The organism is Kitasatospora sp. NPDC023120, assembly GCF_055560835.1.
The window spans coordinates 12,524-27,585 of record NZ_JBVHHY010000033.1 but is presented as its reverse complement, the minus strand read 5'-3'; the positions used below and the strand labels follow the sequence as shown (position 1 = coordinate 27,585).

The 15,062-nt window shown below is 71.1% G+C and carries 12 protein-coding genes and 1 pseudogene; 4 read left to right on the top strand and 9 right to left on the bottom strand.

All coding sequences use genetic code 11. From position 1 onward, the window contains the following. Positions 1 to 558: 558 nt before the first annotated feature. Positions 559 to 900: a hypothetical protein gene (locus ACZ3TI_RS34735; protein WP_465733434.1), complete on the top strand. Its 342-nt coding sequence runs from the start codon at positions 559 to 561 to the stop codon at positions 898 to 900. 7 nt (positions 901 to 907) lie between these two features. Continuing rightward, positions 908 to 1,144, top strand: a pseudogene (locus ACZ3TI_RS34730) (helix-turn-helix domain-containing protein); the annotation flags it as partial. Between the two features lie 269 nt (positions 1,145 to 1,413). Here ACZ3TI_RS34730 and ACZ3TI_RS34725 read toward each other — a convergent pair. The 5 genes from ACZ3TI_RS34725 to ACZ3TI_RS34705 form a co-directional block, all read right to left on the bottom strand. Continuing rightward, positions 1,414 to 4,500 carry an ATP-binding protein gene (locus tag ACZ3TI_RS34725; protein ID WP_465733432.1) on the bottom strand — a complete coding sequence of 1,029 codons (3,087 nt, stop codon included), beginning with the start codon at positions 4,498 to 4,500 and terminating at the stop codon, positions 1,414 to 1,416. After that, positions 4,493 to 4,762, bottom strand: a complete 270-nt coding sequence (locus tag ACZ3TI_RS34720) for a hypothetical protein (RefSeq protein WP_465733534.1) — start codon at positions 4,760 to 4,762, stop codon at positions 4,493 to 4,495. The genes ACZ3TI_RS34725 and ACZ3TI_RS34720 overlap by 8 nt, the downstream gene beginning before the upstream one ends. Before the next feature lie 695 nt (positions 4,763 to 5,457). Next, positions 5,458 to 7,161, bottom strand: a complete 1,704-nt coding sequence (locus ACZ3TI_RS34715) for a hypothetical protein (protein WP_465733430.1) — start codon at positions 7,159 to 7,161, stop codon at positions 5,458 to 5,460. A gap of 404 nt (positions 7,162 to 7,565) precedes the next feature. Continuing rightward, a complete protein-coding gene (locus ACZ3TI_RS34710; RefSeq protein ID WP_465733428.1) occupies positions 7,566 to 7,790 on the bottom strand; it encodes a hypothetical protein in 225 nt (74 codons plus the stop codon). A gap of 238 nt (positions 7,791 to 8,028) precedes the next feature. Further along, positions 8,029 to 8,694, bottom strand: a complete 666-nt coding sequence (locus ACZ3TI_RS34705; RefSeq protein ID WP_465733426.1) for a 3'-5' exonuclease — start codon at positions 8,692 to 8,694, stop codon at positions 8,029 to 8,031. A gap of 447 nt (positions 8,695 to 9,141) precedes the next feature. Here ACZ3TI_RS34705 and ACZ3TI_RS34700 point away from each other — a divergent pair, with 447 nt between their 5' ends. Then, complete coding sequence (locus tag ACZ3TI_RS34700) at positions 9,142 to 9,540, top strand: zinc-binding dehydrogenase (protein ID WP_465733424.1); 399 nt, start codon at positions 9,142 to 9,144, stop codon at positions 9,538 to 9,540. Between the two features lie 146 nt (positions 9,541 to 9,686). On the opposite strand, the gene ACZ3TI_RS34695 is transcribed toward ACZ3TI_RS34700, so the two are convergent. The 3 genes from ACZ3TI_RS34695 to ACZ3TI_RS34685 form a co-directional block, all read right to left on the bottom strand. After that, entirely contained in the window at positions 9,687 to 10,652 is a 966-nt protein-coding gene (locus tag ACZ3TI_RS34695; RefSeq protein WP_465733422.1) for a hypothetical protein, read from the bottom strand. A gap of 909 nt (positions 10,653 to 11,561) precedes the next feature. Beyond that, complete coding sequence (locus ACZ3TI_RS34690; protein ID WP_465733420.1) at positions 11,562 to 12,836, bottom strand: serine/threonine-protein kinase; 1,275 nt, start codon at positions 12,834 to 12,836, stop codon at positions 11,562 to 11,564. Positions 12,837 to 13,639: 803 nt separating this feature from the next. Next, entirely contained in the window at positions 13,640 to 13,912 is a 273-nt protein-coding gene (locus tag ACZ3TI_RS34685; RefSeq protein ID WP_465733418.1) for a hypothetical protein, read from the bottom strand. Here ACZ3TI_RS34685 and ACZ3TI_RS34680 point away from each other — a divergent pair. Beyond that, positions 13,911 to 14,366: a hypothetical protein gene (locus ACZ3TI_RS34680; protein ID WP_465733416.1), complete on the top strand. Its 456-nt coding sequence runs from the start codon at positions 13,911 to 13,913 to the stop codon at positions 14,364 to 14,366. The two genes, ACZ3TI_RS34685 and ACZ3TI_RS34680, sit on opposite strands and share 2 nt — an antisense overlap. 356 nt (positions 14,367 to 14,722) lie before the next feature. Here the strand turns inward: ACZ3TI_RS34680 and ACZ3TI_RS34675 are convergent, their stop codons facing one another. Further along, positions 14,723 to 14,857, bottom strand: a complete 135-nt coding sequence (locus tag ACZ3TI_RS34675) for a hypothetical protein (RefSeq protein ID WP_465733414.1) — start codon at positions 14,855 to 14,857, stop codon at positions 14,723 to 14,725. Positions 14,858 to 15,062 lie beyond the last annotated feature (205 nt).

Sequence of the window (15,062 nt, the reverse complement as noted above, 5' to 3'; positions counted from 1 at the left end):
CGATGGTGCGGGGCCGTCCGCCGCGCTCCCGCCCGGCAGCCGACGGACAGGTCTCCGCTCCCTACTGCCGACGGGCCGCGCTACGCGCGCGTCCCTCGGCTGTCGTTCGTGTCGCGGCCCCGGGGAAGACTCGTAAGACCGGCGGCCGGTCCGAGGCCGGAGCCGTGCCACCACGCCCATGTGATCCGCTGCCCACGGCCCTTGTTTCACCCGTTACCGGAACCCCTCATCGCCCCGGTTCGGGAAGTCTCCTCCCACGCCTGCCGGGGGGGGTTCCGGCAACGTTGGCGAGGGTGGCGGCCTCCCAGTGCGCGTCGTCCGGGAGTCGGAACGCGGCGAGCGCCTGCTCGAAGTTCCGTGCGGCGTCGGCCAGCTGTCTGCCGCGATCGACGGCTTCCGCACACCCCGGCCGACCGCTGGGAGCCGGCGCCGCGGCCGTCTTGCACAAGGGCTGTCCCGTAACCGCTGGTTGAGCCGCGTGGCTGAGGCTCCGAGGAGCGGGGTCCTCGGCCAGATATCCGCGCGACTTCGGCCCGACGGCTATGGCAGCCTGCGGACATGCCAGCAGAGCTGAGAGAACACGCGGGCCGTCACTACGCCGTCTTGTCCTTCTACGCGGGACCTGACGACGCCTGGACCCTGGAGCTGAGCGAGGCCGTGCCAGCGCCGGCAGCGTGGGCCGAGATCCCCGGCAGACCGACTCATACGCACGGGGTTGGCTTTCTGGCGGCGTTCGTCCCCGACGAGGATCCGACTCTGGAACCGATCGTCCACATCCACAGCCATGACGAGCACGTCATCCCGTACGAGATCATGCGCTGGTTCATGGAGCAGGTCACCGAGCAGGTCGAACGCTGCCGGGCTGCCTACGTGAAGGATGATCCTGAAGCAGTGGAATGATCTTGGCATGGCTGGTGTGATCACGGCGTCGGAGTCTTCCTGGATAACGCTGATGACGATGCTCCGCCGCGAAGATGCCGACACCGTGCGGCCCGGCCGACCCTGGAGCCTTCCACTGGAAGACCGAGTCCTGCTGGTCGCGGCCTACTGGCGGACCAACCTCACGCTGAGGCAGATCGCACCGCTGTTCGGTGTGTCCAAGTCGGAGAGGCCGCGCCGCATCACCGCCGCCCACATGCCACCCACACCCCACCCTGGCGCCACAGCGCATGGGAGGATCTCAGAGGCTCTTTGACACCTCAACAGCTCATCTCCAGCGTTGAAACGCTCGCACGACTCAAACGCGGCAGACAGTGCAAAGAAGTGGCAAAGTCGCCGCATCACCCCAAGTCGCGAAGGGTCCTCCCCGCATCCGCGGGGGTCAGCCGTACAAGGGACCCGACAGCGAGTTGGCACGGCGGTCCTCCCCGCATCGCGGGGGCTTGAGCCACGGCCCGGGCGGTGCAAATGCGGTCAGTCGTTCTCCGGTTGCCGCACGATCCGGTCCCGCACCGCGGCCGCGCGCGGGTCGTCGTAGGTGGCCAGGAGGGCGAGTGCGTCCTGCCGGTGCCGTCGCGCCGCTGACGGGTCGCCTTCCGCCAGGGCTGCGGCGAGGGCGGCGAGGGCGAGGGCCTCGTGCCAGGGGTCGGCGAGGTCGTGGTGGGTGGCGGCGGCCCGGCGCAGGAACGCGGCGGCTTCGGCGGGGCGGTCGAGGCAGCGGTAGGTCTCGCCGGTGCCGTGCCAGGACTGGGCTTCGCGGCTGCGGTCGCCGAGGCGGCGGTGGAGGGCGGCTGCGCGCTGGTAGGACTCCAGGGCGTGGGTGTGCTGTCCGTCGGCGCGTTGGGCGTCGCCGAGGGTGAGGAGCCAGAAGCCTTCGAGGCGGTGGTCCCTCAGGTTGAGGGCGATGTCGAGGGCGGCGTGGGCGGCGGCGAGCGCTCCAGCCGTGTCGCCGTCCTCGCGGAGGATGTCGCTGCGCAGCCGTAGGGCGTTACCCTCGCCGCGTTGGTTCTTCAGGGCGCGGTGGGCGGTGAGTGCCTCGTCGACGGCGGCCGTGGCTTCGGGCAGGCGGCCGGCGCGGTAGTGGGTGCTGGCGAGGTTGGCGAGTGTGGTGGCCTCCCAGTGCGCTTCGCCCTGCCGGCGGAAGGCGGTGAGGGCCTGCTCGAAGTGGTGGGCGGCGTCGGTCAGTTGTCTGCGGTGGAGGTGGACCAGGCCGATCAGGTTGAGGGAGTGCGCCTCGTTGAGGCGGTCGCCGAGGTCGCGCCAGAGCGTCAGCGCCGCGCGGTGGTGCTCCAGGCTGTCGTCGAGGGCGTTGGTCCGGGTGTACGCCATGCCGAGGTCGGTGAGCAGCAGGGCGCGGGCGTGGTGGTCGCCGAGGCGTTCGGCGGCGGCGAGGCCTGCGTGCCCTGCGGGGAGCCAGTCGGCGCCGGGGGCGGAGGGGGCCTGGGCGTTCCAGAGGACGGCGGCGAGCTGCCAGGTTCGGCGGTCCTCGCCCGCGGCGGCGGCGGTGTGGACGGCGTACAGGAGGTTGGCGCGCTCGCGTTCGGCCCAGTCGACGGCGGTGTTGTAGTCGGCGAGGGCGGTCGGCTGGATCCCGTCGGCGGGCGGGTCGAGCGGGACGCGGGCTTCGGTGGGGCGTAGTCGTCGCTGGGAGGCGTCGGCGGTGTGCAGGTACCAGTCGAGGACGCGGCGCAGGGCGGCGTGGCGTTCTTCCGGGGTTTCTTCGCGGTGGGCCTGGTCGGTGGCGTAGGCGCGTAGGAGGTCGTGGAACTGGTAGCGGTCGGGGGCGCTCTGTTCGACGAGGTGGGCGCCGACGAGGGAGTCGAGGAGTTGGCGGGTGCGGTTGGGGGTGAGGTGGGCGAGGGCGGCCGCGGCGTGGAGTCCGAAGTCGGGGCCGGGGTGGAGGCCGAGGAGGCGGAAGAGGCGGGCGACCTGGTCGGGTAAGGCGCGGTAGGACCAGGCGAAGACGGTGCGGACGGCGTCGGCGTCCTCGTCCTCGCCGACGCTGAGGGCGTCCCAGAGGGCGGATTCGTCGCGAAGGTCGGCGATCAGGTCGTCGAGGCCCATGTGGGGCAGGCTGGCGGCGCGTTCGGCGGCGATGCGCAGGGCGAGGGGGAGTTGGGCGCAGAGGCGGGCGAGTTCGGTGAGCTGTTCTGGGGCGTCTTCGGGTCGGTGGCCGGCGGTGACGGCGCGCAGCAGGGCGACGGCCTCGGGTTCGGGCAGGGTGCCGAGGGTGAGGCGGCGGGCGCCGTCGCGTACGGCGAGGCCGGACAGGCGGCTGCGGCTGGTGACGAGGACGAGGCTGCCGGCGCTGCCGGGCAGGAGGGGGCGGACCTGGCTCGCGGTGGCGGCGTTGTCGAGGACGACGAGGACGCGGCGGTCGGCGAGGAGGGAGCGGTAGAGGGCGGCGGCCGCGTCGGGGTCGGTGGGGACGGACGGGGCGGGGACGCCGAGGGAGGTGAGGAAGCGGTGGAGGGCTTCGTGGGCGGTGACGGGCGGGCCGGGGTCGTAGCCGCGGAGGTTGACGTAGAGCTGTCCGTCGGGGAAGCGGTCGCGGGCCCGGTGGGCCCAGTGCAGGGCAAGTGAGGTCTTTCCGGCGCCGGCGGTGCCGGCGATGACGATGACGGCCGCGTCGGTCCGTGTGTCCGCGCCGGTTCCCGCGTCTGTTCCCGTGCCGGGGAGGCCTTCGGCCGCGCCGGTCAGGGTGGCGTCGAGCGCGTGGAGCTCGTGGACGCGGTTGACGAAGCCGCGGACGTCGGCGGGCAGCTGGCGGGGTTTCGGGGCGGCGCCCTGGTGGTCGGGTGGGCGGTGGAAGTGGATTCCGCCGCTGATGTCCCGCGCCTGGACGACGTCGTGGGCCGACGACCCGGACATGGTGGAATGCGTACGTCCGGGGCCGCTGGTGTCCCCAGCGTTCTCGCCTGCCACTGTGCTCCGATTCCGTGTGGGCGGGGGGAGGCGGGCCACTTCGCGGTCGAAGTAGGCCAGTACGTCCTCGCCGGTGCGGTAGAGGTCCTTGATGTAGTCCTCCCAGCGGAGGACGATGTCGGGATCGGTGTAACGGACGGCGCCGAGTGGGGCCCCTGTTTCCGAATAGCGGACCTGGTAGGCCGTAAGGCCGCCGAGAATGACGATTTCCGGCAACGGGCCGGATTCCTCGTCGCCGGAATCGGTGATCGATCCGGCATCGACGATGCGAATCCGTTCTCCGCATTCGGCGCGGATCCGCAGTGAATGCAGCTCCCACTGCAGATAGGTGGTCAGCGGGTTCTCGACCACCCGGACGCGGTGGAAGAAGGACCGGCGCTCCTCGTCCTCGCGGCCCATCGCGAGCAGCGCCTCGCGGCGGCCTTCGAGCAGGCGAAGCGCCTCGCTCCAGTCGCCTCTGCGCACGGCGTCCCAGCTCGCGCTTCCCTGCTCCTCGAAGTGCTGGCGCCGCTCCAGCTTCCAGGAGTCGCGGCCGCGGACCCGCGCGTCCCGCTCGCGGAAGTCGCGCTTGTAGTCCTGGCGGGCAAGGACCTCGCCCCACTCGGGCCGCAGCTCGGGGGCCCGCCGGTCATACATCCGCGATGTCCGCTTTCGCCGCGCTCAGCATCAGGCCGGGAATGACGACGAGCCGCTCGCCCGGGCCCAGGACGACACCGTCGGGGAGGCGGTTGCTGTAGTGCTCCGTGAGGTCGCGGCCGATCACGGCGATATCGCCGTTCGAGAGCTGCCAGATGTCCGGGCATTCGTCTCGGCCTTCGGACGTCCCGAGCTCTTTCGCGGACTTTCCCAGGCGCTTCTCGAGCGAAGCAGAAGGATCGGCTTCCCATCCACGAGCCATGCCTGCCCCCATTGATATTGCTCCCGGCACGGAGCCGCGGGTTCAGCATCCTACACCTGACGGGAGGGCAGGGGAATATTCCGTACATTCGCCATGTACTCCTAAATGATCACCATCGCGGCATAACCGGCCTGATTTGTGATGAAATTCTGCCAACGGCCCGAGCCTGCGCCGGCGGGGACGCGAGCGGGGACTGCGGCGAGCCCCTGTCGGCTGCCGCGCGGGCGCGTCGCAGCCGCGTCGCAGCCGTCCCACGCCAGGGGTGCCGCGAGTCACCTGGGCAGGCAGTGTCGCGGCTTCGCGCGATCGGCGGTCCGACGACGTACCTGCTGGGCCCGCTTCGGCGCACCGCGTGGGTTCCACGCGGAGGCGGCTCGGAGGGGCCTTCTCGTCGCGCTGTGGTGCGACCGGCACGGTAGGCCTCCTCGATCGGCCGACAGCCCGGGCCGGGACGGCCGGTTCATGTCGGCGGGCAGGGCCCGGGGAACGACGTGATCACAGCCCTGGGGAATCACCGGCTGTCGCGAAGGTCTTGTGCCCCCTTCCCGCTCCGGACAGGCGAGAAGGGGCGGCCCCGGTTCCGGTGGCGGGCGGCGTCGCCAAGCGGCGGCGCTCGCGCAGGGTGTTCCTCTGTCGCAGAACGGTGCCGGCGGTGCATGCCCACGCAGGGGTGGAGCGCGACGGGCCTGGGCGGCTTACTCCGGATCTTTGCTCAGGCCGCTGGAGGTGGAAGGCGTCCGCTTGTCCGACTTCGGCGGCCAGTCGTACGGGGGCAGCCTGCGGTGCAGGGGGCGTCCGGTCCCCCCGTGCTTGTCCTCGTGGGAGGCGGCGCGGATCGTACCGAAGGAGACCTCGCTGTCCCGCATCACGTCCACCCCTTCCACCCGGAAGGCGATCCATCCCGCGCCGGGCTGAGGGCCTGACACCCAGGGGGTGACGACGCTGCGAACGTTGGTCTCGCCCGCGACGATGGTGCCCCTGTGGCCGTCGGGGTCGGTGATCTTCACCCCCGTGTCGGTGAAGGCGAGGCGGCTCTTCGTGCCGTCGGGCCCCTGGACCCACTGTGCCGTCACGCTGTTCAGGTCGGCGGTGTCGGCCGAGACGGTGCCCCACGACTGGCCGCCGTCCTTGCGGACCTTGATCCCGGACTGGGGGAACTCGATCCGGCCGTCGGTGGCGCCACGGCCCTGGACCCATGAGGTGTTGATGCCGTTGAGGTCGGCCTTGTCGGCGGCGACGGTGCCCCAGTCCTGGCCGCCGTCCTTGCGGACGTCGATCCCCGACTGGGGGAACCCGATCCAGCCCTTGCCCCCGTCGCGGTCGCCGACCCACGTGGTGTTGACGCCGAGGGCGTCGACGCGCCCGGCGGTGACGGAGCCGAGGTCCTGGCCCGGGCCATGGTGGACGGTGATGCCGGTGCCGGGGAAGTCGATCCAGCCGGAGTCGGCGGTCCGTCCCTTGACCATCCCGGTCCTCACGTCGTGCACGTCGGTGGTCCCGGCCCTCACCGTCCCAAGGCCCTGGTTCCGGTCGTCGACCCTCACGCCGTCTCCGGTGAAGGTGACCCGGCCCCGGTCTGTCGTCCCTTCGACCCACGGGGCTCGCGCCCCGCCCTCGAACGCGGGGATGAGCGCGTGGACGGTGGTGGTGAGGAAGTACCCCTCCTGCACCTGCCCGTTGCCGTCGGCCGTGCCGGCCACGAGAGTGTAGGTGGTGCCGCGCGTCAGCGGGCGGGCGGGTGTGTGGTGGTGGGGCCCGTACGGTGTGGGAGCGGGCCGCACTGGCGGATCGACGGGTTCCAGGGCCCCGTCCGGATAGCGAATCCAGTACCGGAGGCTGTCCGGCCCGTCCCAACGCAGGACGACGTCCTGTCCCGCGCCCACCAGGGAGTGTTCCGCCCGGAAGTTCTGCGGGACCGGCGGCGTCTGCTTCACCAGCGCGAGCCTGGTGATGTAGGGGAAGTCGAACGCAGGCGCCTTGTCGTCGCCGCCGTGGGCCAGCTCATGGATCTCGACGAGAGCCAGCCCCGCATGATCGGAAACCGGGATGTTCTCCAGTTTCAGGATCAAGGACTTCTGTGCGGGAAGCGTCATCTCCCGTGCCGAGGGGGAGGCGGCCCGAAACCGGCCCCCGCTGTGCCAATCGAAGTCCGGGTCGTCCTCGCCGGGCGGCGTCGGGTAGCTCCTGGTGATACTCGCGGTGATCGCTGTGGCCTTGTCCGTCAGGTCGCCGCTGCCGGTACCGATCGGGATCAGCAGATCGATGTGCTGCCACTTCACCTTGGACAGGTGCGTATTGGAGACGACGATGTACACCGTCCCGACGGACGGTGCCCCAGGGCGCGAGGCTTGGAGTGAGGTCGGATCGGTGACGATCTCGTAGTGCAGCACGGAGGGCACGGGTGAAGACTCCCTACCTTGGCTTTCACACGATGCGGACAGAAGGAGCGCGGAGGAGCCGGGGCGTTGACGGAGTTCAGATCCTTCGATGCCACGCGCCTGGCCCAGGGACAGGTGCAGACCCGTCGACGGTATGCAGCCCCCACCCGCCGAACCCCGCGATCCTCTGGCTCTGGCCCGAATCGATCCCCTGCCTGACCGGAACCACGCCGCAGGAACGTGTCGACACCGCGCATCGACACCACCCACTACCTCGGGCCCTGGGGCAACACCCATGTCTGAGACACCGCCCGTTCGATTCCTGACCCGGGCAAACGCTGGCGGGACCTTTGAACGCAGGTCGTCAGGAGCGTCCGGGCTCGCGGTGGAGGCGGTCCGGGCGGCGGTCCGCAGGTCGGCTGCTGTCAGACGTGAGCGTGCGGAACGGGTTCGCCTGTGACCGCGTCGATCAGGGCCCGGCTGCCGAGTGGTCGGCGCAGGACAGCGCTGAGCTCGGCGATGCCGCCGTCCTCGCACCCGATGTCCGGGCCCGATGCGTCGCGGCGCTTGAGCAGCAGTGTGACCTTCTGGCCTGTTTCCCGTACCACCAGGTCGGGTTTGTAGTCGCATCCGCTCCAGGCGACCTCCATCGTGATCGTGCGGTCGTCCGCCGCGACGGCGGTGTTGCTCCGGAGTCGTCGCCTCGTCCGCCTCCGCGGACGTCGCCCGGGTACTGGACGGCGCTGCCGACGGAGCCGTTGGCAGGTGGTGCGGCGGTTCGCCGAGCAGGGAGCCGCCGGCTACTCCGAGGCCTCCCACCTCCAGGTGAGGCAGCCTTTCGGTGTGATCGTCGGCGAGGCACTGCGCCTGGCGGCATGAGACCCGGGGTCAGAACAGGGAGCTCTGCTCCGCCTGTGAACCTGGGGTGAGGTGCTTGGGCTGGAGTCCGGCGGCCATGTCCAGTTCCAGCAGGGTGCGCCACCGGCCGGAGGCGCTTCCCTCGGTGAGCAGCCGGCCGAGGACCTGGTGGGTGACCTCGACGTCCGGTATCGCCCGGTGCCGGTCCGGGGGCTTGGGGATGTCGTAGTGGCCGAGCAGGTTGTCCAGCCGGTAGGAGCCGAGCCCGAGCAGGACGCGCTTGGCCATGCGCACCGTGTCGAGCAGTGGCGTGCCGGCCAGGACGGGGCAGTGCTCGCGCTGGCGGGCGATCAGCGCGGCCTCGGTGGGGGCGTGGTGGGCCACCAGCCGGTACGGCGGCGCGCTCAGGTGTGCGTCGAGCCGGGCCATCACCGCTGAGGCCGGGGCCGCGGTGGCGAGGATCTCGGCGGTGAGTCCGGTCTGCGCGGTGTCCATGGGGGTGACGGGGACGTCGGCGGGCGGTCGGATCAGCTCCTCGAACCGGCCGACCTCCACCAGTCGGCCGCCATGGGCGCGCAGGGCGAGAGCGGCGACCTCGATCGGCTCGGCGGCCCGCCCGGCGGGGGTGAGCGCTTCGAAGTCGATCACGACGAAGGTCGTCTCGGCGAAGCGCGGGTCCTGCATCAGCCGGTCCACACGGCGGTCTCCTGTCGGATCGTCAGCGCCCGCTGCCGGACGGTGTGTCGTGCTCGGTGAACGGGACGGCCGGCAGGGGCGTCCACCGTAGCGTGCGCGCGGGGAAGGAGCCGTCCGTGCGCAGCGGGCGCGCCCGCGCGTTGACTGCCGTGAACCCGATCCGGACCACCCTCGATGCCAAGCGGTACCGATCTGCACTGTTTTGAGTCGGTACCGATCGGCACCGTTCGGCAGGAAACCGAATGACACCCGGGACGTCTGCCACGCCCTCGGGAAGGGCCACTCGGCGCTACTGCTCGCCCAACGAATCCGACGGCGAGCAGCCAGGACGCCTGGGAGATTGACAGCGGCCAGCCGTTGGGACGTTCGAGCGCGCAACCAACCCAGGCAGCGGAAGCGGCCTGCACGGTCGGTCCGCCGGAGACGGATGCAAACCGCGCGAAGCGAGTGGACTGTTCCGATGGGCCGACAAGCCACTGCAATCGGACCGACTACGGCGACAGTCAGCAGGGGGATCATTCATCGCGAAGCACGTGCGGCCATAGCAGGGACCGCGTCTTCGACACCTCCGGCGCGGGCGTGCTCGCGGACTCCGTCGCTCTGACCGGCGACGCGGCCCAGGTGATCACCATTGCCGGAATGACCGCCGCCCAGCACGGGATCCGCTTCAGCAGCGGCGGTCCCGCCGACCGCTTCGAGCAGGCCCTGCCCGAGCTGGCCGCACTCGCCGCCGCCGGCAGGCTCGACCTGCCGATCGGCACCACCTACCCGCTGGCCGAGGCGGCCCGCGCCCACGCCGACATCGAGGCCCACCGCGTCCGGGGCAAGGTCATCCTCCTGCCCTGACCCCGAACCGCCATCCCGTCCGCTCGATTCACCTCATGCGGGGCGGGCGGGACGGCTCGACGGTCGGCGGCCCGCACCGGAGCCGTCGTGGCCTCCTTGATCCTCTGGCCTCGCGAACCGGCCAAAGGATCACGTGCCCGAGAACCTTACGCAGGGCAGAGCGGCGGGGTGGCGCCCGGTCCGGCGAGTCGTGGTGTGCCCAGTGCGGCCCTGGCGGGGAGCATCGCCGCTCGGACGCGGGCGGCTCCGGCGGCCGCGACTGCCGCACCGCCGCCGGGCTCGGGCCCTCGTCCCCTTTGTCCCCCTCGTCCGCCGAGGCCGGCGCACGGGGCGCAGATGCCCGGCTTCGATACGGGGTCGTGGCACGTGGCGCATTCGGCGTAGCGCGGCTTGGCGGGCTGCTGCGGGTTCGGGGTGGGCGGCAGCTTGTTCTGCAGACGATGGCGCAGCACGCCGACGGGGTGGTGCAGGGGTGTGGGCAGGCCGGGCAGCAGTGCCCGGGCGAGGTCGGCCGTGGTGGCGCCGCGTCGCAGCCAGGTGGCGACGAACAGGGCCAGTTCCTGCGCCTCGGCCTCGCCGCTGCGCAGGCGAGGTTCCGGGCGGATGGCGCGGAACAGGGTCGCGACCGCCTCGCGGGTCTGCTCGTCGGGCGGTGCGGGAGGGTTCCGGTCGGGGCCGTCCTCCCGCTGCTCGGGCCCGTCGGGGGCCGCTTCGGCGGGGTGGGTGGGTCCTTTCTGCCGGTTCTTTACAAGAGGGGCGTCTGCGGCGCCGGTCGTCGCTGTACCGGAGGCCGGACGGGCGACACCCGGTGGCGGCCCGAGCTGCGGGGTGTCGTAGACGTGGGCCTCGGAGCGGATGGTGCCGTCGGGCATTCGGACGATGTCGACCCGGTAGTACCCGGCCTGGGTCAGCTCCTTGAGTGCCTTGCGGATGGCCCCGCGCCCCTGTGGGCTGGAGTCCGCCATGTGCCGGCCGTCCTCGCGCCAGCCGTCGGGGCGGGAGAGGAGATCGGCCAGCAGGCCGCGGGCGGTGAAGCTCAGCCGCCGACCCTGCAACAGGGCGTTGGGCAGCACGGTGAAGTTGCGCGCGGGGGCGCTACGATGGATCTGCATCGGGAGTGTCAGCTCCTGTGCCGGACCCCGGGGTGTTACCAGCACCGCCGGGGTCGCCTGTTTTCGGTTGGGCTACGGAACGTACCACGCCGCTCACCGGGGCAGGGGCTGTTCTCCTGAAACAGATGTGACCACAACTCCCGCCAGGGGAAAGCCCGTTCGAGCAGCGCCACACGCCCTCGCGTGCCGGCGGCTCCCCATCCCCGGCCTGCGTCCGATGGGTGCGCGGGTGGGGAAATGAGACGGTCAGGAGTGTCGAAGCACCGCCTCGCACCCCCGGCACCGCCGCTCGGACAGGGCGGGCGGGTAGCACAGCTGGCCACTCGCCTCCTGGCCGGAATACACCGGCCGCGCAACGGAATACTCGCATCGTCGACCATCCGTCACGGCTGGCTCGTCCGGGAAGGGCTCCGCGTCCCCGCCGCGGAAGGCCACGCATCACCCCGAACTCGGCACACTGCAACGTTCGCGGCCACGAGCGCTCCGCACTGCAGCCCTCGGCCACCTCCTCGGTACAGACGCGTGGGATGATTTGCGAGCCCTTTGACACTTCAACAGCTCACGCGCAACGTCGAGACGCTGGAACGACGGCGCATCAAACCTTGCAAAGAAGTGGCAAAGCCACCGCATCGCCCCAGGTCGCGAAGGTCCTCCCCGCACCCGCGGGGGTCAGCCGAGGAGTCAACAGTTGTGCCCGTCGAACCCCTCCTCACGCCTGGGCTCCGTGGTCGGTCCCGCGCCTCACGGAGCCGCCACCAGAGCCCTGCGCTGGATCTCAACAGGCAGTCCGTCGCCAGCGCACGCCCTCCGGCCGCCGACCTGCAGGCCGACGCAGGTCGATGTGGTCACCGGCGGTGGGCTCGACGGGCTTGTCCAGGTGGTGAACGTTCCAGCGCCCCAGTGGTCCGGCTACTTGAACGAGACGTAGATGACGAGGAGGAACACGAACAGCAGCAGCCAGATCTTCCCCAGCCCGAGGCGTAGCGGCTCTCCCTCGGCAGGGTCCTGCGGACCGGGGTCCTGCGGTACGGCGTCCTGCGGTGCGGGAGGCTGTGGCTGGTGGGTCTGCGGAGGATGTGGCGGCCGGACCGGGGCGGGCGCCGACGGACGGGAAGCGGTCGGGAGGGACTCGAACGGCTGGACAACCCGCGGGGCGGGCACTGGCGGCCGTGGAGAGGCGGCGTCGGGCACCGGTGCCTGGGGAGGGATAGGGGCGGCTCGTTCGGTGGGGACGTACGTGGGTGTGAACGTCCCTGCAGGATCCGCATCCGGCACGTCGTCGTCCAGGGCCTGGCGGACGGTCGCCTCACAGCGTGCGAGCTCCTGGGCCAGGGGCGAGGGCAACCACCCCTCGAAGGCGCGCCGTGGGCGCGAAAGTGCCCGGTCGCACAGGGCGATGACTTCCTCGGGGGTGGCCCGGTCCGCCGGATCGGCGGTGAGGCAACGGATGAGCAGCCAGCGGATCTCGGGCGGGTAGCCGGACAGGTCCGGGGGGCGGAACTCGGTGTTGGCGATGCGTGTGGCGACCGTGATCGCGCTGCCGTCCCCGTACGGGTGCAATTCGGTGGCCGCGACGGCGGCGATCAGACCGAGGGCGAACATGTCGCTCGCGGGGGTCACGGGTTCGCCGAGCGCATGCTCGGGCGACATGTACTGGGCCGTGCCGATCAGGCTTCCACTGGCGGTCAGCTGGGTTCCGTCCCCGGCACGGGCGATGCCGAAGTCGATGACCCACGGGCCGTCCGTGGCCAGCAGGACGTTGGCGGGCTTCAGGTCCCGGTGGACGATGTCGGCCGCGTGCACCGCGCGCAGCGCCTCGGCGACGCAGCCGACCACCTGGAGCCCGGTAAGCGGCGGCAGCGGGCCGAACCGGTCCAGCGCCTGCTCCAGCGTCAGGCCGGGAACGTACCGGCAGGCCAGCCAGGGGGTCGTGCCGCCGGTGTCGTGGTCGACCACGGGCACCACGTGGTAGCCGTGCACGGTACGGGCCGCGCGGACCTCCTGCTGGAACCGGCGCCGGAACCCCGCGTCCCGGGCATACTCCTCGCGGATCACCTTCAGGGCGATCGGCTGGCCGCCGCGCGTCCGGGACAGGAAGACGGTCCCCATGCCGCCCTCGCCGATCCGACGCAGCAGCGGGTAGCCCGCGACGTCCTGCGGATCCCCCGGCCGCAGTGGCGCCATGCGCTCCCGGTCCTGACTTGTCGTCACTGCACCTGTCCCCCGTGTCGGATCGCCGCAGTAGGCACACGATGCTACCCAGCCATTTCCGGACCGAGGGTTGCCAGGCGTCCGGGAGACGATCTCGGCATGCCGGTGATGAGAAGCGGCGCGGTCGTACTGGCCAACCGCGTTCCGGCTGGAGTACCGGGACGGGTTCCCGCCGAGCATTCTCAGACCCGGACGGTCTCGCGGGACAAGGTCGTCGCGGCCATGCTCAGCTGGGCGAACAAGGGGCCCGGCTGGACGAACGCCTTCATGGGGAACAGCATCAGGTCGTGGTTCGAGACGCAATGCCGAGCGATCGACCGAACTGTTCATCACGACTCGCCGCTGCTCTTCAGGACGCGGGGAAGGTGGACGTGGAGGCACTCGGCCTCGACCCGGTGCCCACGATGCCGACGTTCTCGGGCGAGGATTTCGGTGGGACCGCTCTCCCTGTGCCGACCGCAGCCGCTCGCCGGCACGGGTGAGGCCACGACCGTACGTCCTGCCCGACGGCGAGGCCCCTTGAAGAACAGCGGTCGGATTCAGCTGCCGCCGTTCGCGGACGAAAAACCCGGGGCGGCCCGCCCGGTCAACGGTCACAATGGCCCAGGCCCGCCGCGCAGTCCTGCAGTTGGGGCGTCCAACGACGGGAACTTCGAGACAGGAGACACGATGGCCGTGGCAAGGCTCGCCATCCGCATGGCACCGCTGATCCTCACGCTGTTCGCTCTGACCACCGGCTGCGCGAGCTCACCCGCCGGCTCGGCTGACTCCGGTCCTCATGCCTCCTCCCGTACCTCGTCGGCCGCGCTGCCGTCCTCCGCGCTGCCGTCCTCCGGGCCGCCGTCGTCCGTGCCGCCGGGGGCCGTGTCCGCGTGGCGTCCCCTCGCACCACTCTCGCGGGACCAGTTGACGGCCGCTCTCCTATCCGGCGCCGACCTGCCGCCGGACAGCACCACCGAAGCCGAGAAGAGGCCGTCCGGTGCCACCGACACGATGGTCGCCGACGCGGCGCAGCGGTACCCGGCGTGTGCACCGGTGATCACGGCCATGTTCGAGCACCCGGCCGAGGCCGCCCGCGTCGTGTACGTCACCGGCAACAACACGCTCGGCAACCGGACCGCCGTGGACCTCGGCAGTCTTCCCGACGGCCGGTCACGGGAGCGGTTCGACTCGCTCAAGGCGGCCGTCTACGAAGGTGGCTGCACAGGCTTCCGGCTCACCGAGGACAGGCCCCGGCTGCGGGTCGAACCGGTGACCTACAACGTCCTTGAGGCTCCGGTCGTGGGCTTCCGCGTTCTCTCTCCCACCGGTGCGGTGACCTCGCAGGGGGGATTCACCTGGGTCTTCCTCTACGCGGCCGTCGGCGACAACCGCATCCTGTTGACCACCTCCGACGACACCTCGCACACCCCCGCCCTGCGCACCGACCTGGTGACCGCCCAGATCCACCGGCTCGCCGCCCTGGCGACGGCCGCAGGAACCCCAACGACCCAACCCGGCTGACGTCGGAGCCCGACGGGGACGGGGAGATGCATCCGAGTCTCATCAGTCGGCCGCGGAATCCCGGTACCCGCAGTACCGGTGCCGGACAAGCGGTCGCTGGAGTCCTCGCACGAGAGTGAGCGCGCATGTGGCCGTACCAGTGGATCCTGCGGGGCCCGGCCATTCGCCACCACAAGTGCTTTGACCAGGAACGTTCGGGAGCGATCCCTACGATACGACGAGGTGGTCGCGCAGGTGGGCCTTTCAGATCACCCGCGCGCAGACGTGCAGATCATGGAGCTCCACCACCAGCGAAAGGCCACGCTGGCAGTGTCGGGGGCGGCCAGCAGGCCCGCTACCGCCCGTAGGCCCGGAACTCAGCTCTCGTGCTCGGCGGCGACCCCCAGCACGCCGTTCGGCGACCACTCGTGCTCCAGGATCGAGTAGGTGATCGAGTCACGCCAGGCGCCGTGGACGAAGACGTGGTCGCGGATCCGCCCGTCCTTCGTCATGCCGGCCCGCAACAGGGTGCGCGCCGATGCCTCGTTGAGCGGTGAGCGGGCCGCCCAGATGCGGCGCAGGCTGTCATTATCTGGTGGTCCGGCTCGTTCTCGCTGGTCAGCGCCTTGGAGAGTAGTAAGGCACGTAGGACACATCACCCGGCCGGTCCGGGACGTGTTGACTGGAGTCGGGCGATCATCACCGCGATCAACCGGC